General features: G+C 35.0%; 17 protein-coding genes, 1 pseudogene and 1 other annotated feature. Of the genes and pseudogenes, 5 read left to right on the top strand and 13 right to left on the bottom strand.

The annotated features are described in order from the left end of the window. Window positions 1-177 precede the first annotated feature (177 nt). Window positions 178-477 carry a hypothetical protein gene (locus ACQKNZ_RS10375; protein ID WP_144536092.1) on the top strand — a complete coding sequence of 100 codons (300 nt, stop codon included), beginning with the start codon at window positions 178-180 and terminating at the stop codon, window positions 475-477. A gap of 375 nt (window positions 478-852) precedes the next feature. On the opposite strand, the gene ACQKNZ_RS10370 is transcribed toward ACQKNZ_RS10375, so the two are convergent. Continuing rightward, window positions 853-1,077: an NUDIX domain-containing protein gene (locus ACQKNZ_RS10370; protein WP_427659516.1), complete on the bottom strand. Its 225-nt coding sequence runs from the start codon at window positions 1,075-1,077 to the stop codon at window positions 853-855. Window positions 1,078-1,241: 164 nt separating this feature from the next. Then, window positions 1,242-2,075 carry a DUF2785 domain-containing protein gene (locus ACQKNZ_RS10365; protein ID WP_427659514.1) on the bottom strand — a complete coding sequence of 278 codons (834 nt, stop codon included), beginning with the start codon at window positions 2,073-2,075 and terminating at the stop codon, window positions 1,242-1,244. A gap of 253 nt (window positions 2,076-2,328) precedes the next feature. On the opposite strand from ACQKNZ_RS10365, the gene ACQKNZ_RS10360 reads away from it, so the two are divergent. Then, window positions 2,329-3,051, top strand: coding sequence for a hypothetical protein (locus tag ACQKNZ_RS10360; RefSeq protein WP_427659512.1), 723 nt, complete (start codon window positions 2,329-2,331; stop codon window positions 3,049-3,051). Between the two features lie 69 nt (window positions 3,052-3,120). Continuing rightward, a complete protein-coding gene (locus ACQKNZ_RS10355; protein WP_144536086.1) occupies window positions 3,121-4,323 on the top strand; it encodes a hypothetical protein in 1,203 nt (400 codons plus the stop codon). A 65-nt stretch (window positions 4,324-4,388) separates the two neighbouring features. On the opposite strand, the gene ACQKNZ_RS10350 is transcribed toward ACQKNZ_RS10355, so the two are convergent. The 6 genes and pseudogenes from ACQKNZ_RS10350 to ACQKNZ_RS10325 form a co-directional block, all read right to left on the bottom strand. Then, window positions 4,389-4,835: a GNAT family N-acetyltransferase gene (locus ACQKNZ_RS10350; RefSeq protein ID WP_427659510.1), complete on the bottom strand. Its 447-nt coding sequence runs from the start codon at window positions 4,833-4,835 to the stop codon at window positions 4,389-4,391. Between the two features lie 371 nt (window positions 4,836-5,206). Continuing rightward, window positions 5,207-5,680: a DinB family protein gene (locus ACQKNZ_RS10345; protein ID WP_427659508.1), complete on the bottom strand. Its 474-nt coding sequence runs from the start codon at window positions 5,678-5,680 to the stop codon at window positions 5,207-5,209. A 91-nt stretch (window positions 5,681-5,771) separates the two neighbouring features. Beyond that, window positions 5,772-7,412 carry a methionine--tRNA ligase gene (gene metG / locus ACQKNZ_RS10340; RefSeq protein WP_427659506.1) on the bottom strand — a complete coding sequence of 547 codons (1,641 nt, stop codon included), beginning with the start codon at window positions 7,410-7,412 and terminating at the stop codon, window positions 5,772-5,774. 88 nt (window positions 7,413-7,500) lie between these two features. Beyond that, window positions 7,501-7,763: a binding site (T-box leader), on the bottom strand. 145 nt (window positions 7,764-7,908) lie between these two features. Then, the gene (locus tag ACQKNZ_RS10335; protein ID WP_427659504.1) at window positions 7,909-9,261 is read right to left on the bottom strand and encodes an amidohydrolase family protein; all 1,353 of its coding nucleotides are present in this window, start codon (window positions 9,259-9,261) and stop codon (window positions 7,909-7,911) included. A 420-nt stretch (window positions 9,262-9,681) separates the two neighbouring features. Then, window positions 9,682-10,523: pseudogene (locus ACQKNZ_RS10330) on the bottom strand (serine/threonine protein kinase). A gap of 748 nt (window positions 10,524-11,271) precedes the next feature. Next, entirely contained in the window at window positions 11,272-12,012 is a 741-nt protein-coding gene (locus ACQKNZ_RS10325) for an SDR family oxidoreductase (protein ID WP_191696892.1), read from the bottom strand. A 530-nt stretch (window positions 12,013-12,542) separates the two neighbouring features. Between ACQKNZ_RS10325 and ACQKNZ_RS10320 the strand changes: the two genes are divergently transcribed. Continuing rightward, the gene (locus ACQKNZ_RS10320; RefSeq protein WP_427659502.1) at window positions 12,543-12,872 is read left to right on the top strand and encodes a hypothetical protein; all 330 of its coding nucleotides are present in this window, start codon (window positions 12,543-12,545) and stop codon (window positions 12,870-12,872) included. A gap of 314 nt (window positions 12,873-13,186) precedes the next feature. On the opposite strand, the gene ACQKNZ_RS10315 is transcribed toward ACQKNZ_RS10320, so the two are convergent. Beyond that, complete coding sequence (locus ACQKNZ_RS10315) at window positions 13,187-14,257, bottom strand: citrate/2-methylcitrate synthase (protein ID WP_427659500.1); 1,071 nt, start codon at window positions 14,255-14,257, stop codon at window positions 13,187-13,189. Window positions 14,258-14,361: 104 nt separating this feature from the next. Here ACQKNZ_RS10315 and ACQKNZ_RS10310 point away from each other — a divergent pair, with 104 nt between their 5' ends. Further along, window positions 14,362-15,243: a LysR family transcriptional regulator gene (locus tag ACQKNZ_RS10310; protein ID WP_427659498.1), complete on the top strand. Its 882-nt coding sequence runs from the start codon at window positions 14,362-14,364 to the stop codon at window positions 15,241-15,243. 46 nt (window positions 15,244-15,289) lie between these two features. Here ACQKNZ_RS10310 and ACQKNZ_RS10305 read toward each other — a convergent pair whose 3' ends face one another. From ACQKNZ_RS10305 to ACQKNZ_RS10290, 4 genes are all read right to left on the bottom strand, one after another. Further along, window positions 15,290-15,973: a VC0807 family protein gene (locus tag ACQKNZ_RS10305; RefSeq protein ID WP_427659496.1), complete on the bottom strand. Its 684-nt coding sequence runs from the start codon at window positions 15,971-15,973 to the stop codon at window positions 15,290-15,292. 216 nt (window positions 15,974-16,189) lie between these two features. After that, window positions 16,190-16,561, bottom strand: a complete 372-nt coding sequence (locus ACQKNZ_RS10300) for a YolD-like family protein (protein WP_186318055.1) — start codon at window positions 16,559-16,561, stop codon at window positions 16,190-16,192. Between the two features lie 283 nt (window positions 16,562-16,844). Continuing rightward, the gene (locus ACQKNZ_RS10295) at window positions 16,845-17,837 is read right to left on the bottom strand and encodes an LLM class flavin-dependent oxidoreductase (RefSeq protein WP_427660142.1); all 993 of its coding nucleotides are present in this window, start codon (window positions 17,835-17,837) and stop codon (window positions 16,845-16,847) included. Between the two features lie 150 nt (window positions 17,838-17,987). Beyond that, complete coding sequence (locus ACQKNZ_RS10290; protein ID WP_427659493.1) at window positions 17,988-19,307, bottom strand: dihydrolipoamide acetyltransferase family protein; 1,320 nt, start codon at window positions 19,305-19,307, stop codon at window positions 17,988-17,990. Between the last annotated feature and the right edge of the window lie 15 nt (window positions 19,308-19,322).

Genomic DNA, 19,322 nt, shown 5'->3' with positions numbered 1-19,322 from the left:
CAAAAATTCTCATAAGAATAAATTATATCATATATATTATCCATGTTTTTATATTACATTTTTTCTAATAATAAGATTCTTGAAGAAAAAAGTTTAAAGTTATTATAATGAGGTAGACATAAAGTAGGCCTAACACATTAAGTAAATAAAAGAACAATTTGAATGGAGGAATTTAAGATGAAGAAAAGAATATTCGCTTTACCAATAGTTTTAAGTTCAGCATTATTGTTAGGAGCTTGTGGAGATGATGATGATGCAGATATCAATGATATTGAAGTAGAAGACCCAACTCTTGAAGATGACGGACAAAACGATTCTGGTTTGGATTCAGAAAATGAAGGAGAAGTAGATACGCAGGACGACCAAGATAGTACAACAGGTACTGATGGAACGGACGACACCACTGGCGCAGAAAATAGTGAAACAGAAGGCACTGAAACAGAGGCTGTTCCAGATAGTTCAACTGAAGCTAAATAATAACCAAACGCTCCAAACCTTAATGGTTTGGAGCGTTTTATTTTTCTTTATAAACTAATTACTATTAAAAATCATTTTTATTGTAAATTCATTTCATTCGTTCTATTAATTATTAATGATTTCTGCTTCTCTTAATATAGTTATAATTAGTTCATGATCATCAATTACGTATGGTACTTCCTCTGGTTCGACCCAAATACGTGTAGTTGCTTCATTCTCTCTTAAAAAGGGAAAGCAATCTTCAATATCTAAACGATAGAATAATTGATAGCCGATGAGAGGGTATTTACCATTTACTATATAAAAAGGATTGTCTTTGTGGTTAACCTCAATCGCTCCAATATAAGTTGCATCTCCTTTGACATAGCCTTCTTCTTAAATTTCTCTATGGAGAGTTTCTTCAGGAGTTTCATTAGCTTCTACATGTCCGCCTGGCATATTAAATCCTCTATTTTTCACTCGAACTAATAACACTTTTCCTGCATGAAAACAACAACCGTGAACACTAGTCACAATATCTTCTTTCAGGACTACCTTTGAAGGCTGCCATATTAGCTTGACTGGATGCCCTCCCCACACTACTGTTATTTCATTTATCATTACGAGCTCCTTTTTTCAAGTAAAGAATTCTCCATTTAATTGAGGACATTTTATGTAGAATGTATGTATATAATTACTTTTGTTCTAATTACTAAAATATATTTGTACATAAAAATGAATACTGAAGCATCCACTTCAATTCCTACGCTTAGAGATTAGTAACATTACACCCTTTTATACATAGCGGTATGTAAATTTTTTAAGGATTTTTTAATTTGAAGCTGTGTATTTATACTTTCTCCACGATACGATAAACGAAAAAACAGTGACTTTAAGAAGTTCATGACATTAGACCTATATTTGTAAAAGGTTAAGGAATTCTCTTCACGACTTACTGTTGGGTCTAATAATTTTTCAAAGTGATGCACCCAATCTATAAGTATCTCCTCCGATAATCCTTTTTCTAAAAGTGCCTCGACTGCAAAGAGAAGCCGCTCATCCTCATCGTCTTGGAAAACAGAATCCTTCCAAATACATGCAGTTATTGTTGTAAGGCATTTCTCACTATTTAACAAATTGAAGGATGGGTGGCTAATAAGAGTTTCTAACAGATCTGCTCCATGGGCAATACTATGCGCCCATCCTTTCCCTTCTAAATAACCTCTTACATCTTTTTCTGATTGTAAGTATATAATCGTTTTTTCAAACACTTCTTCTAACAGCTGTTTTTCCAAAAATCCTTTTGTTTTATCCTTTTCTACTACCAAAGCTATTACTAATGACGAAAACGACCTTGTAAACACAGTGTCAGTTTCTACTTCACCTATACCTTTAAACAAATAGTCCTTCGATAAACAACTAATCAGGACTTTTTCCATGAGTTCATTCGATAATCTATTGTCCTCTATTAAAAGATAAAATGAAGAGTAAATTAAACTGTCTCTTAGCTCAGCATCAATTGTTCCTATATTTTTAAGCATTTCTGTTACTAGTTCTTCTAAGTTATCTATCTCTCCTTTTTCACTTTGCCATTTTCTTAATACAGATTTTATCTCCATTACCATTCTCCTTAAAAACATTCTCTTTTATTAAATTCAAGACAAAGGGATACTTTTCCTGCTTGTTGTTCTAGAGGGAAATATTTTTCCCACTAAACGATATATCTTTTCTGTACATTTATCAGAATATCATCATTATTACTTAAAAAATTATTAACAACTCTTTTATCACCTAATATTTTTCCCAATTGTAAAATTATACAATTAAATTAAAATTATAGATGAATTAAAAATATGAAAAAGGAGTTGTATTATGAAAAAATCATTCGCAGCTTTATCATTCACGGCAATGTTATTAGCTTCAAATTCCTTTAGTGGTGCCTCTGCCAACAGTTACTCGTACCTTGACGAAATTTTGACACTCCAGCCAGACGTTTCTAGCAATGAATTAATGTCCAGCGTAGAAGAAATTGCAAAAAACACTGGAGAAACAGAGCAACAAATTTTAGAACAAATCTACAAAGAGTTAAAGAACGATCAAGCTCAGGGGTTGGCAGAAGCAAAATCCAATCAAACAAACGGTGATAGTGGCGGGACTGTAAGCGTAGGCAACAGTACAAAAGGTAACTTCTACTACACGCCTTCACAAACTGCTTACCTTGATCATGGACACGTAGGCTTATATTACACATCCACAACCATAGTAGAATCCGTCCCATCAGCTGGGGTACGTACTATTTCCACTACAGCACGCAAAGTGGATAGTTCAGGCGCATTAGTCAAATCAGTAAGTACTACTACAACCAATAGAAACAATGCAGCGAACTGGGCATACTCACAAGTAGGACAGAGTTATTCATATAATTTCGCTACCAATCGTTCTACTGGTCACAATGGAGCTAAAAACTGTTCTAAACTTATCTGGTCTGCTTATAAACTTAATGGTAATTTAGATTTAGATGATGATGGAGGCCTTGGTGTATATCCAAGAGACGTTAGAGATGCTCCTAGTACAAAATTAGTTAGAAATATTTAAAACAAAATGACAATAGGCACAAATAACATTGCTGCCTATTGTCATTTAACATTTAGGAGGGTTATATAAATGAAACGAAATATTATAACTATTACTGGAATGTTTGGCCTAGGGGTTATCTTTTATTTTACTTACACTTTATTTTTCAACCCTACAAGCGCAGATAGTAATTTGCTTCTATCTAAAGCTGATTTGGAGAATGAAAATTTTTTACATAATAAAAAAGCTATTATCTACCTGTCTACTACCGCTGATCAGGATATTGACGGAGAAGGATTTAGCTTTGCGGTTTTTATCGATCAGAAAGGTAAGGCACAAGCGCTAAAAATGGAAGGCTTGGAGTTAGGTAGCACGGCTGTTTATGAAAACAGTGTTTTTCTAGAGGAAAAAGACAAGGTACGGATAGTTGGGGAGGATTATAAAGAATTTCCAATGAAAACGGCCCAATACACTGGTGAGCGTACTGGTTTTATCGAGAACAAAAATATATTTTTTAGTATTTATAATAGTGGATTCACTCAAGACGGAAGCGGCTATCTTTCTGATGTCCGTTTTGGAAACAAAGAAAAATTTCAAACAGATAGCATTCCCTATTATATTGCTTCCTCTGGGATAGAAGGCGAAAAAGTTAATATACTTACACAGGATGTTGATAAAAACCAATTCGATTTAAGGCAAGTTACTTTTGATAGTTCATTAGAGGTCGATCATTTGACTATGTTAGACACACCAAAGAATGAATTTTTTAATTCATTGGCTCCTTTGCTTTCAGACAAAAAAAGTTATTATTTGATACTTTCATCTGTAATTGATGATTTTAACGAAAAAACTTCCCTTTACCGAATTGCAAAAGATACTTATGAGCAGGAGGTTTATGATTTTATAGAATATAAAGACATGAAGGATTTGGTGTCCACTATTCCTTATAATTTTAAAAACTCTGCTCATATTCACCAAGACGTTTTGTATTTTATCAATGGTCTAGGAGATGTATATACATTCGATACAAAAAACGAAGAAATTCAAAAGAAATTTTCCATAGAAAATGCTAGTAAATCAAAAATCAGACACAACGAGGAAACTTATTTTAAAGATAACTCACTTTATGTGCTAAGATATAGCGATGAAAAAAAAGAAAAATACTATTTAGAGGAATATAATTTAGACAATGGTAGCCGTGTAAATACTTTAGATATTACTGGTTTCCACGATTTATTATCGAGTGTTCAAAAGAAAAGTATTTATTCTTACGATCTAAAAGTTTTAGATTAGTTAAAGACAGCTCCATCTAAAGAAAACAAAAAGGAAGCACCAAATTGGTTCTTCCTTTTACTCATTTATTCATTTATATATTTGACAACGGCCATCTCTTTTCCGAACCTATCGCCATTATCGATGAACCCAAGTTTAGAATATAGATTATGTGCTCCTAGATTGTCCGGGTGATAACCAACTACAATTTTTTTCACATCAGGTAGTTTAGACATTTCGAAAAGCATCCGTTCTGAAGCAATCTTTCCAATGCCCTTCCCTTGAAATTTCTTATCAATCATTATTCTATATATCCAGTAGCCATCAAGCTCTTCTTTAACCGAATTATACATTAGAAATCCAACTATAGCTCCATCACAAATAATCGCATATGGCTTTAAGGTAACTTCAAACTTGGACTGTGCGATTGAGATTGCATTTGTATCTATATATTCTTTCTGTTCCTCAGAAATTTCTAGTTGGCAGCATTCATACCAGTTTTTTGAACTTAGTTCTTGTAATCTTATTTCCACAAAATTTCCCCTTTTTGATGGTTGAACGCTAAATTTAACTAATTTAAATAGGACGTTCACCTTTTTTGTTTTGTAATCCCAAACTAATTAGTTTATTTATCATATTGAACGCCCCCCCTGTTAAAAATTAAATTAATTATACTTTCCGATTATAGCATAAGCTAGATTATAATCTTTCTATCCATTATAAATTTTCAGACTCTTGAAATTTAGTAGCTTTTTCGTCTGCTTAAACAAGTTAGGTCGATTTCTCTAATAAAGTCTGGCCGTTAAGATAAAATGAAGTTCTTTATTGTAATTGTACCTAGATCGGTTTATTGACCCCATGCTCATAAAAAAACCACCTTTATTTTAATAAAGGTGGTTCTACATTACATTTGTTGTTCTTTTGTTGGTCCCATTACTCCTGGAACTTCTAAACCAGCTTGACGAAGTAACACGGTCATTTGACCACGGTGATGAGTTTGGTGGTCAACTATTTTACGTAAAATTTGCCCACGCTCTAACGTTGTACCGAAAGCTGGAACTCCCTCCACTAAATCTTTGTCTGTTAAAGAAGAGGCTGCATTTACAAGTGATTTTGCCATATTTTCATAAGCTGTCACAATTGCTTTTGCTGATGCTGGTATTTCTTTAGGATTACCCACTGTAGGTAATTCAAGCTTAGCAAACTTTGCTAAGAAAATTGGTGCTGTTGTTAAATGCCAAGCTAACCAACCAAGTGTGTTATGATTTTCTACTATTGCTTGATCTAGCTTATCGTCTGTCATAGCCTTAAAAACATTTGCTGTTCCTTCCGCCGACATTGTCCATTCCTGTATAAAATCCTCTACTTTACGATACATTAATATACGCCTCCTTCATAGTTTCCTTTTTAATTTTAAATAAAATAATTGCTTATTCAAGGAAAAGGACTTGAATCAACATATATGCTTGTTAGGCATTGTTAACATTCTTATTCAATTGATCAAGTTCATCTTGAATAACCAAGGTGTCAATTCTTTCAAATAGAGGAGTAATGTTTTCTATCGTTTTCCCTTTGACATGAACTGGCTCCCATTGGAAGTTGTCCATTCTCAGTATCTTCCGTACTTCTTCACTAGAAAATGGAAAAAACGGGAATAACAATTGAGCGACATTTCCAATTATATAAACGCATGTTGTTATAGTATTTTTACTTGTATCCTTTTCTTCTTTAATTTGTAACCAAGGTTTTTGCTCATCAAAGTATTTGTTAGCATCTCGAATATAGGTAAAAATAGTTTCTAAGGCTGTTTTAAAATGAGCCTCTTCTATTAATTTGCCGATTCTAATATACAAGCTTTCGGTTTGTTTTATGATTAAATCATTAATTTCTTCTTCGGGTATCTGACCTTCATATGATTTTTCTATAAACTTTAATGTGCGGTTGATAAAGTTGCCATATGCACCTAATAGCTCCCCATTATGACTATGAATAAATTCTCTCCAGGAAAAATCTGTGTCTCTATTTTCCGGAGCATTAATTGTTAAGAAATACCTTATAGAATCAGGATGATATTTTTCCAAAATATAAGGAGCCCAAACTGCCCAGTTTTGGCTAGTAGATATTTTTTTCTTTTCCAATGTTAGATATTCATTAGATACGATATGTGTTGGAAGAGCTTTATGACCGATTCCCTTTAGTATTGCTGGCCAGATAAGTGTATGAAAAGGTATGTTATCCTTTCCATGAACGTAGTAAGATATTGTCGCTTCATCCCAAAAGCTTTGTACATCCTTATTATTTTGTAATCCCCACTCCTTACTCGCTGAATAATATCCAGAAACAGCTTCAATCCACACGTAAATTTTCTTTTCCTCATAGCCTTTTATAGGAATACTTACTCCGTTTGGAAGATCTCTTGAAGCCGCCCGATCTTTAAGGCCCTCACTCAAATATCGCTCTGTCAGTTGAACGGCATTGTCTCGCCATGCATTGCTTTTCTTAGAAACCTTCACATAGTTCTCCAGTTGCTCCTGAAAGCTGCCTAGTTCAAAATAAAAATGTTCTGTTTTTCGTATACTCGGTTCATTACCACAGAGTTTACAGCTTCTGTTTGTTAAATCTAAAGGGTCTAAAATTAAAGAACAGCTGTCACATTGATCTCCTCTAGCCTTGCTTCCACAGTTCGGACAAGTTCCTTCTACATATCGATCCGGTAAAAACTGTCTATCCACTTCACAATACGTTTGTTCTATTTCTTTCTTGTAAATATAACCATTCTTCCATAGCTTTAAAAAAATATCTTGTACGACAGCGTGATGATTGGGGCTATCTGTTCTGGTAAACATATCATACGTAAAGCCCAAACGTTTAAAGGTATCAACAAACTCATTATGGTAGCGATCTGCTATTACTTTTGTTGTACTACCTTCAGAGTTAGCGCGAATGGAAATTGGCGTACCATTACAATCACTCCCAGAAACGTATAATACATCTTCTCCTTTTAACCTAAAATACCTAGCTAATATATCGCCCGGTAACAATGCAGCTATGTGCCCCAAATGTAACGAACCATTGGCATACGGCCACGCTCCCCCTATTAAAATACTCATTTTTATCTCTCCTTATTTAAGATACTCTTTTATAAAATCTAACGTTTAAATCATTCCATAAAAAAAACCTCCCCCCTATCGAATAATCGATAAGGACGAGGGTTAAATATCCCGTGGTACCACCTTAATGCTCAAATAGCTCACACTATTTGACTCCATAAGTACATAGCAAGAATGCCTTTATACTTTGACATTGATAACAAGTGTCAACTCTTGTCGTATCCTACTAGTCGCAAAACGTTCAGTACGAAGCTCCGAGATCATGTTCAAATAATTAGTTTGCCTCATTTCCACCGTCAGAAGCTCTCTTTATAACATCATTATTTTACTTTTCCTCTTCAACGCTTTTCATATTAAGAGAATTATATTGACTTTCTTTGAAAAAATCAACACTTACTTTCCATTTTTCTAGTTTTAAGTTTAAAGTATGTAGAAACGTAGAAAGGTCTAACTAATTTTATTTACAATTTCCTAAAACTTTTTAGTTTAATTAATGTTAGCTAGATTTATAATTTGTATCTAGAAAACTATTCATAAATTCCTCAACGGATTTTTTTATGTTTTCCTCTGTTGGAACCTTATCAAGCAAGTCGTCCTGTGAATATACGGTACCACCTTTGATAATAAAATGAATTTCTTTCGTATTACGTATGTCTTTTAATGGATTTTTTTCAAGTACTACCATATCCGCGATTGTGCCTTCTTGAATAACCCCTATATCTTGCCTATCTAGTGCTTCAGCTGCTTTAATCGTGGCAGTTCGTAATGCATCTATTTCAGATAAACCAATTTCTACAAATAATTCTAGCTCTCGGTGTAATGCCATACCAGGAAATGTAAATATACCAGCAGGGGTATCAGATCCAGCAACCACTGTCCCACCTAATTCGAAATAAGCCTTTGTAATTGCCTTGTTATAAGTATGTTGTATGCCTAACGAATTTAATGAGCTAGTATTTTCTATAAATCTTCTCCAATGTTGCATCAACACAGCATTCTCTTTTAGTTTGTTCATTATTTTTTCTTCTGGATACCAGTAATTCCTCATTAAATTTACTTGATCATACAAAACCATTGTCGGACAAAGCACTACTTTATTTTCCACAAGTATTTTACATACCTCTATAATTTTTTGCATGTCAGGATTTTTCCAATCAATTGTCTCCCATATATTTTCGTCTGCTTGCATAGTCCAGTTAGGAAAAATATTTTTTATAATACCTGAAGCATGCTCGTTCCATTTAATACCCATTTTTGCTGCCTCTGTGGCAGTAACCTCTATTGAATGTACTAAATCACAGCTAACTTCCTTATGAAGAAGTTTTGCTTCCTCCACGACTATTTTCATCATTTCTTTTTTCAACCAACCATACACTTTGATAAAATCTGCTCCCGCTTCAACCTGTCTTTTAACCTCAGCTCTTGCACTACAAGCATCATTAATATTTATGTTCCAAGGACTATTCTCTCCCCATAACCCCGGTGGTCCATCAATAATTCTATCTGCTGAGATAATTCTTGGGGTAGGTGCCCCGCTGGATGCGTTAATTATTTTTTTTAACTCTCCGATGTTACCTCCTGTGTTTCTAACTGTTGTAACACCAGAGGCAGTGAAAATAGGGGCGTAGTCCCCTTTCATATGTACATGCATATCAATCAAACCAGGAATAACAAATCTTCTTTTCAAATCATAAATAACTGCTTTTTTATGAATATAGCCAATAGGCTTAAGTGCAGAAACAATCTTTGTAATAAAACCATTTTGAATAAGAAGATGAGAATAAATTGTTTTACCAGTTACAACATCGATCACATTTGCATTTTTTAATAACAATACAGAATTCTCCATGGCACACTTTCCTTTTCTCCCAGAATATGTGTAGCTTCTAATCTAATTAAAAGATTTATATCTTTGGTTTCAAAGGCAAACTGATTGATGGGCATTTCATTATATTTGAATATTTGTTCCTATATAATAAAATGCCTTCTTCTTAAAATCTCAGATAGTACATCCTAAAAAGAAGCTTCTCTTTCTTTTCCCCTTGTATGAGTGTTTATAAACAATATCTGAATTTTTTCTTGTTATAAAATTTGGCTATCATAGGCCATTCATCAATTCTTTTTCAATAAATTTAATAACAAAACAGCAATATTCTTAGCATATTTTGTTTGTATATCAATATTATTTTGGGCTTGAAATTAACTATTTATTATTATTCTAGCTTACATATTTATTTTCCTTTAAATAAATTAAAAACATAAAATATAATTAATCCTTGAAAGAAAACTCTTTATCTACAACTAACTTCCATTCTGTGAAGAAATCTACAATTGAAGAATAACGATTGTCTTTTTCAATCTCTACTGCCCTTCTAGCAACACTATATTCTTTTCCTGCTTCCCACTGGTTATATGAACGGTCAAGAGCACCACATAAAATATAAAAAGCGATGGCACCCATATTAAAAACATTCGAACGTGCATCAATTTCTGCACACATCTTAAACTCTTCTGGTGACATAAACCTTGACGAACTCCAAAGCCTACCTTTTTCATTATAGAATGGTTTAGAATGGTACAAATCTACATCACATATTTTTGTCTTATGCTGTTGAAAATCGTATAAAATACTTCCATCATAAAAGTCTATTGCTGCATAATTACTTTTTTCTACATGTACATGAAACTCAAAAATAGTAGAAAGAGACTTTATTCGTACTTCTAAAGGCAGCTGCTTAAACCTCTGACATGCTGGACGATGAGCCATATTCCTTTGTATATTTAGACCATCAAACCATATCCTTCTTCCATCTCTCGGTGTTCTACTAGTTTAACTAAATGTGGATGATCTAACGCTTCGTACACAACTTTTGCATTTTTAAGTTTATTAATTGCTTACCCTGGTTTTCCCTTGTAATATACAGGAGTGGCGCCAGCATATTTAACGAAGTTCTTTAAACCAACTTTTATCACCCCAAAAGAGAGATTTCCTGAATCCTGTCGGTCAAACACACAAAAAACCTCTCCATAATCATGTATCCATCGAAAATCATGGATATCTTTTAATGGAAAAGATACTCCGTCTAATATTACCGTTTGCCCATTTCTCATATTAAATTTGGTAACTCCTCTCTCAGCAATCTTTATAAAAAGTCGAGTGCATAACAAGAAGAATACCGATTTTCTAAAAGCTCAAAAAATATCCTCTTATGAAACAATTGTCTAGCAAAAAGTATTACCCTTATTTTTCTTTTGTTTGTTAGAGTACGTTAGACAGAGGAATTACATAAACTAATCTACATACTTACTTTTAGCTAGTATTGGTTTTACTGTTTCCTCTGTGCATCCAGAAAATATTACAAACATACATATTAAAATAACAAGCTTCATCAAATTATTCATAGCTTTCCCTCAGATTCATTAGTAACTATGCTACTACTATTAATGGGCAGAAATATTTTGTAGTAGATTATTATGCACTAATATATTCTCGGTAATAAATACTTCTACCACTATCAAAAAAGCTTACAAACCATTTTATTTAGGATTGTTTCTTGTAGAATATCGCCTTAACCAAATAGGCGTGGCAGTAAAAGGGTAAAACATACAAGTTAACTTCCATTTACTTGGTTGATGAAAATCATCTATTTTAAATTAGTAGAAGAATCAACTTTATAGGTTTCCTTGCCTATTAATCTCTCTTCAATTAGCAGAGTAGGATTTTCTTCATTGTAACTTACTGATAACCGTTCCAATGGAAATAAGTTAACATTGTAAAAACTAAAAGAATGGTTAAAACACAAAGTATATCAATCTTGGAATTGTATTTTGATTTTTTTTCATTTGCCAATTTTCCTCATCAACGATTAAAACCACCCTCTGAATGAATAACTTGACCAGTAATCCAAGCTGCCTCATCGCTAGCAATAAAGGATACGACCTCTGCCACATCGCTAGGCTGACCTATTCGGCCCATTGGAAAATTCGGTAAAAGGTGTTCTCTTATTTCATCGGTCATCCAAGTTGAATCGGTGGGGCCAGGGTTTATTGCATTTACTGTAATTCCGAGGGGTGCGACTTCCGCAGATAATGATTTTGTAAAAGCTGTTATAGCACCCTTGGTGGCAGCATAAGCAAGTTCTCCTGGCATTGCTCCTAAATCCTGTCCTGATGTCATATTTATAATTCTTCCGTTCGCTCTCTCTCTCTTAAAGCGACGGACAAATTCGACACTAAGCAAAAATGTTGTTCTCATGTTTACTGCATAATGAGCATCCATTGTATTGCCGTCTAATTCCAAATAACCATCTCTTGTCGAATGCGCTGCATTGTTAACTAGTATAGAAGGCGTTCCCAACTCCAGTTCCACTGAATCTAGCACCACTTTGTAAGCATCACTCGGTGATAAATCGATTTCCATTCCTACACAACGGACCCCTAAATTTTCTATCTCTTGCTGTAACCTATTGATCCACTCATTGTCCGCCTGCCAGTTAGTAAAGAATATATCTATTCCTTTAGAAGCTAATTTTCTACAAATTGCAGTTCCAATATCCCTGGGATGACTTGCTCCAGTGATTATTGCTATTTTATTGTTCATAGTTTTTCTCCTATTCTACTTTGAAACTCGATGATAAAAATATATAATTGGAGATTCAAAAAGTAATAATTTCAATATATATGTAAATGAAAATCTGTTATTCTACATTCCGTATTAAGATTTTTTAGACTCTGCATAATTGTATTGGTCTGAAATCTAAAATAATTGAAGTTCACCACTCCAATAACATCTATAAATACCATTATATAACAGAATAATTTGAAAATACACGAAATATTATCTTCTATTTAATTGCTGATTAGAAGTCTTTGTATTATGCCATACTCCCCTTTGCGTATTTACAGTAATGTATATCCACTGATTTCCTAGTAAAGTTGCAGGAAACCAATTAGGGGTATGTTGGCGGGGTAGGTTAGATTACGGTCTAACTGTCCTTTCCAAAGTTCGGTTTTCTCCACATCAGTTTATTCAATTTTTCGGTATAAGCACTCTTCGGATGCCAGAAAATTACCTTTAATTGTAAAAATATCCACATTAGGTTAACCTTTTATAGAAGGGGTGTAATTAATATGAACGGTGATGCTATTGTTTGGATTGTTTTATTATTGTCTCTTGTAATCTGTGATGGTTTAGCAGTGTATTTATACCAAAAAAGGAAAATTCCTTTATGGGTTTCTTCAATTGTTATGGCCCTTTTAGTTCCGGTGATAGTCTATTGTTTTATCGCTTTCGGAATTTATTATGCTAATAAAAACTATGATCCAGATGACACAAGAGAAGGAATTGCTTTTGCAGGAGGATTTATGGTTTTAGTTCTTGCATTGAATGCAATTATTATGTTTGTCATAGGAGTTGTTTTAAATATTTACACATTCATCAAAAATAAACAAAAATCATAAAAAAGTCATGTGTTTTATAACACATGACTTTTTATATTTAGCAAACTAAACACATAACAGCTTCGACTATCTAGCGATATAACCAATACCAGATGCCTGAGAACAATCCCATTATGCGTCACGCAGACAATGTGGGTGGGCAGCTAACAACATGTTTTGTGTAACAACAATAGCGGCAGAGATGGCTTATCGCTCCGCTCGCAAAGAGTACACCAAAACGGAAATCTACAATACTTAGTTCAATATGATTTCTTTTTATTTAAGTATATATAGAAAATAAACATTTGACGGATGCTTCTGCATTATTACCTCTATTACTTTAATTCCCCTACATAAATGGATTGTGGGCGGAAAATGGTGTTGTCTCTTATTTGTTCAATAGCATGTGCAGTCCAGCCTACCATTCTAGCTACACTAAATGTAGGTGTGAATAGTTCTGCTGGCATATCTATCGAGCGCATGATTGCAGCAGCATAATACTCAACATTTGTGTATAGCTTGCGTCCAGGCTTATGCTCTGCAAGTAAATCAATAATTTCTTTTTCTGCTATAGTTGCGATATCTAACCAAGGATCCTTTCCTTGGAGGTTTAAGCATTTGTCTCGAAGTAAAATGGAACGAGGGTCCTCTGTCTTATATATTCGGTGACCAAAGCCCATTATCTTTTCGCCATTTATAATTTTATCTCTTACAATGTCTCTAATCATTGTAGGATTTTTAAACTCATTGAGTAGTGAAATTACCCCTGAAGGCGCTCCTCCGTGCAACGGTCCCTTCATTGTTCCTAACGCTGAAGTTACTGCAGCTGTAAGATCTGACTCTGTCGAAATCGTTACTCTAGCAGCAAAGGTCGAGGCATTTAAACCGTGCTCCATCGTTAGCTTTAAATAGGTTTCAAGCGCTTCAACTTGTACATCTGTTGGTACTTCACCATTTAGCATCCATAAATAATTGGCAGTATGGCTAAGTTCTTTTTTATGCTCTACTATTGCTAATCCTTTTTGGTTTCGATAATGTCTAGCAACTATGACCGGCAGTGCTGCTGTTAAAATTATCGCCTGCTCTTCTAGTGATTTTTCTTTAAATTCTGCATGAGCATAGCCTGATATCGCCGTTCTCATCGCATCCATCAAGGACACTTCCATTGGAAGAGCATCAATAATTGCAATTATGTGATTTGGTAGTTCTCTAAATTCATTTAAAGATGGAAAACTAGTGTTTGTTCGTTCCCCTGTCCACAAAAAATTGGCGATATCTTCAAATGACCCTTCATTTACTAGCTCATCTACTTTTACCCCACGGTATCTAAGCTCTCCTATATCTCCATCCACCGATGCGATTTTTGTATGAACAGCAACTACATCTTTTAATCCTTTTTGAAACATATGAAACGCCTCCTTTTTCTTTATTATATTTAAAAACATTGATAATAAAAATTAAATATATATAATTAACTTAATTAAAAAAGTTAATCAAGTAGGTGAATATAATGGAATATCACTGGTTAAAAACATTTTGTGTAGCTGCAGATACCTTAAACTTTCGAAAGGCATCTGAAAAATTAATGGTCTCTCAGCCAAGTGTGACCGTCCATATTAAATTACTGGAAGAGTATTTAGGTACCCCTCTTTTCGATCGAATAAACAATCGTGTAACCCTTTCGGAGGCTGGTAAATTTTTTCTTCCAGAGGCTAAGCAGCTAGTTCAACAGTCGGAGTCAAGCGTCAATAAAATACGATCATTTGCACAAGGGTATCGGCGTAAATGGACAATTGCTATTTCTCCCCTTATGGCGGAAACCATTCTTCCTTACTTTTTAAAAACATTCTTAAAGCGGCATCCGGATTTAGAAATAAATATAAGGGTAGAGGAATCCCATCTTATAGAGGAATTGGTTGATACAGGGGAAGTAAACGTTGGAATATCTGCGATTGATTCTCAAAAGAAAAATATAGAATCAATCTCTATTTACGAGGACCCAATTTTGTTTTTAATGCCTTTTGATGGATTTGATGAAGAAAATGGACCACCAATAGATGTGAAAGAGATACTTCAGAAAAATTATCTTTTTACTCACCATCATCCTGTTTTTTGGGATGAGCTACTACTGAAGCTAAATAAGCATGTAGTTGGATTAAGAACCATGAAGGTCACACAAGCCCATATAACTAAACGCTTTATTCAGGAGGGGCTCGGTGTATCCTTTCTTCCTCACTCTATTGTTAGAAGAGAATTAATAGAAGGAAAGATGATGCAGCCACATTTTGATCTGTTCGACCTGCCTACTGTCTCAACATTTATCATTGTTAAAAAAAAGAGCGTGCTAGAAGAAGAATTTATCGCACAAATTTCCAAATATTATTTTGGATAAGTTAGACGCGTTAGCTAATGGGCTAACGCTTTTTCTCTAATATGTGTTAAGGATTCTCTTTTGTTATCGCTTGCAGAGGCTGTGGTTGCGTTAATCTTTTGATTTCTTTGTAAATATTTAGATAGAACCATATGAAAACTGCTGCAAAGACCCAACCAGTTATTCTCAAGTAAATCAACATTGTGCCATAGCTATCCACACCATACCTGTCCAAAAGCCATGCCTTAATGCCTGCTAGGGTCAGCCCTCTTATGACAAACATTAGCGTCAACAGCTGAAACCATTTAAATAATTCTTTACGATAGAACAGCTTTCTACTGCTCTCACGGTCATATCCCTGCAAGAATGCCACATCTATAAAGAAAAATAACGGGAGTGGCTTTTTAATGAGCATGGAGACCAAATAGACGAAGCTAAAAGCAACCCCTAAATACACTTGGTTCCATAGCATCCTTTCTGCAGATCCTGATAATATATCAATCACAGTTCCTACCAATAAACTGAATAAGATAAAAATGCCCGTCACATTAAATTCTCGATCTACAATAAAACGTACTATAGTATAGGCAAATCCAGGTGCAGTGGATAACAAAAGTGCCCAATAATCACCTAAACCTTCTCTACCATTAGTCCAAATTAAGTATGGTACTACTACATAAAACAAGATTTCTAAAAAGATATAGTATTTCTTCATTGCCCCTTTATCATCCTTTGCTGTTATCCCACTCATCATACCCTTCTGTAATATATTCCCTATGGATACCTATAATCCTCTTTTATAGTAAAAGGAATTCATTATCATTAAGGTATTTAGCAAATCTAACATTGAATATATCCCAAGTGATTCATCAGTTATCTTGTCTATAATTATTTTATGTTTGAATCTATTTAGACTTAGCACTTCCAAACAATAAAGACCTCTATAAGGAGGTATGTCAGAATGTTTTTATTCTAATATCGTCACGTCCACAATTTCATCCAATTTCACTTCAAAAAATTGGAATGGATCTTCTAATTCGATAATGCGCCTAGTTAAATCAATCCATTGAATTGTCCCTCGATGATATAAAAATTCTCCATCTTTCCAACGTTTAATTTTTATGTCTACATTTCTTTTCATCGCAAGTTCAATTTGTTCTTGAATTGCTTCATAGTCGAACTCATTTAGATCTGGGCGCGGAACTTTTTTTATCTCCTCATGATAGTCTCTCAACATCTTCACGTGTTCAGGCAACATCATCGCCACCCACTTTTTTGAACCTCTATCACGGATTTTAGATAAATCCAACGCGTTCCAGTCTTCCTCGAAATTAGCCATCTCCATCACCTTTCTTTTTTATCATTATACAGAACGTTTGTTCTGTTATCAACCGCCAATTTAAAGCAATTCATGTTATAAAGTATTATTCTTGTTTTTTCCTGTTAGCAAACAATCTATACTAGAAAGCAAGCAAGGCAAAAGTATGTTTTTTGAGTTGAGAATTGTAATAGTACGAACGAAGTCAATTCAAAAAGCGAGTAAGTGAACGACGAATCGTTCACTTACTCGCTAAAGATACCAAGAAGCTCAGTCAGTATTAATATAAAAGAGAATCAAGACACTACAACAATTCTTTTGCTAACAATCGATATACATCTAAACGCTTTTGCTGAGAATGCGGTATACTACAAATCATCGCCTCATCAAACCCATAATGCGCCTGTTCTTCTTGAAGAGTAGTAGCTACTTCTTTTGCAGAACCAACTAAATGGATTTTACGATTTTCCTGGATCATCATGCGATCCATTTCAGATAAATGATAGTTTTGTGCTTCTTCAGGTGTCATAAGCTGGCGAATTTGTCCCTTCATCAGAGAAAGTCTAGATATATCCTGTGGAAGTGCTTCAAATTCTGCCTCTTCTTTTGTTTCAGCAACTGTCACTAAATACGTTACGTTAATCTCAGGCTTTTCCATTAATGCTGAAGGCTTAAAATTTGTACGGTATGCATTTAAAATAGCAGGAGTCATTCCTCCCTGAAAGAATTGTGCAAAGGAATATCCCAAGCCCATCTTTCCTGCCTGAATCGCACTGTTCCCTGTCGAGCCAAGCAACCAAGCTTCGGGAAGCACGATATTAGATGGAGTAGCAATCGTTTTATTGTATACACTGTCCTCGGGAACTTCGTCATTTAAAAGCTGTAATGCAGTTCCTAGTTTTTCATACATATTGTTCACCATTGGTGGACGGCCCTCAGAAAGAGCATGCATCGCATAGTTATCCCCGCCAGGAGCACGCCCCACTCCGAAGTCTATTCTCCCTGGAGAAAAAGCACTTAACGTCTTAAAGACCTCTGCAAGCTTAAGAGCTGAATAATGCATCATCATAACGCCGCCAGTACCAATACGGAGCTTTTGAGTTTTAGCAGCAAGATGGGCTGCAATGACTTCAGGAGCTGAGCTCGCAAAAGCCCCGGTTCCATGATGCTCAGCCATCCACATACGGTGATAGCCTAATTCGTCAGCTAAAAGGGCTAATTCTTCTGCTTTTTTTAATGCATCTGCTGCAGTATTTCCAGCCGTGATCGGTGCTTGATCTAAAACACTTAATTTCATAATATATAATCGTCCCTTCATAGAAAATTCATGTGTATCTCTTTCCTTTTAAATGCTATAGAAATAGTTTAAAAAAGTAAACGAAAGGGACTTAAGTTTTATAAATAAAAAAAGGCGAGAGCCCTTACTGAGGGACTTCTCGCCTGAATATTAATATACAGATGTATTTTCCTTCGAAATATTTTCTAATATTTCTTTCACACGAGCTAAGAAGCGACCACAAACAAGGCCATCTAGCACGCGGTGGTCTAAAGATAGACATAGGTTCACCATATCTCTTGCAGCAATCATGCCGCCATCCATAATAACTGGACGCTTAACAATAGATTCCACCTGAAGAATTGCTGCTTGTGGGTAGTTGATGATACCCATTGATTGAACAGAACCAAATGAACCAGTATTGTTGACTGTGAAAGTACCACCTTGCATTTCATCTGATTTAAGCTTACCAGAGCGAACTTTTCCTGCAAGCTCATTAACTTCACGTGCAATCCCTTTAATAGTCTTTTCATCTGCTTGTTTAATCACTGGAACAAACAATGCATCATCTGTTGCAACCGCAATCGAAATATTGATGTCTTTCTTTTGGACTATTTTGTCACCAGCCCACATAGAGTTCATCATCGGGAACTCTTTTAATGCTTGTGCTACTGCTTTAACGAAGAAGGCAAAGTATGTAACGTTAAAGCCTTCTTTTTGTTTAAACTCATTTTTAATAGAGTCACGGTATTGAACAAGATTAGTTACATCCACTTCTATCATTGTCCAAGCGTGAGGCGCTTCATGCTTACTACGTAGCATATTAGCTGCAATTGCTTTTCGAACGCCTGTAACAGGAATTTCAATATCACCTGCTCCGACTGGAACATTAACAGGAGCAGACTTTGGTTGGGAATTCGCAGGAGCAGAAGATACAGCCGGCGCTTCTTCTACGGCAGATTTTGCAGCAGGAGCAGCCTTTGGAATCTCTCCACTATCTATGATTTTTAGTAGATCCTTACGAGTAATCCTGCCTTCATTACCAGTACCTGTTACTAAAGAAAGGTCTATGTCATGCTCCTGAGAAAGTTTAAGAACTGCAGGAGAGTAACGAGCTTTTATTCCTTTATCCCGTTCTGCCGGTGCTGATTGGATATGTTTATTCACTTCAGCTGGTTTAACTGTTTCTGCAGTTGGTTCTTCTGGAGCTGCTTCCTTCACTTCTACAATTTTTTCCTCGGTAGAGCCGCCTTCTGTTTCAATTGTACAGACGATTTCTCCAACTGCAAGCGTATCTCCTTCATTTGCAACAAGTTCTTTAATGACTCCTGTAAAGGAAGAAGGTACTTCTGCAGTAACTTTGTCCGTATTGACCTCTGCAAGTGCATCATATTTGTTTACATGATCGCCTGGTTTAACTAACCATTTTTCGATTGTTCCCTCGGTTACACTTTCCCCAAGCTGAGGCATTTTAATTTGTTCTAGTGCCATATGGGTTCCTCCTTT

This window comes from Psychrobacillus sp. NPDC093200, from assembly GCF_050280345.1.
In the GTDB taxonomy this organism is placed as follows: Bacteria; Bacillota; Bacilli; order Bacillales_A; family Planococcaceae; genus Psychrobacillus; species Psychrobacillus faecigallinarum.
This window is presented reverse-complemented; position numbering and strand designations above follow the sequence as displayed.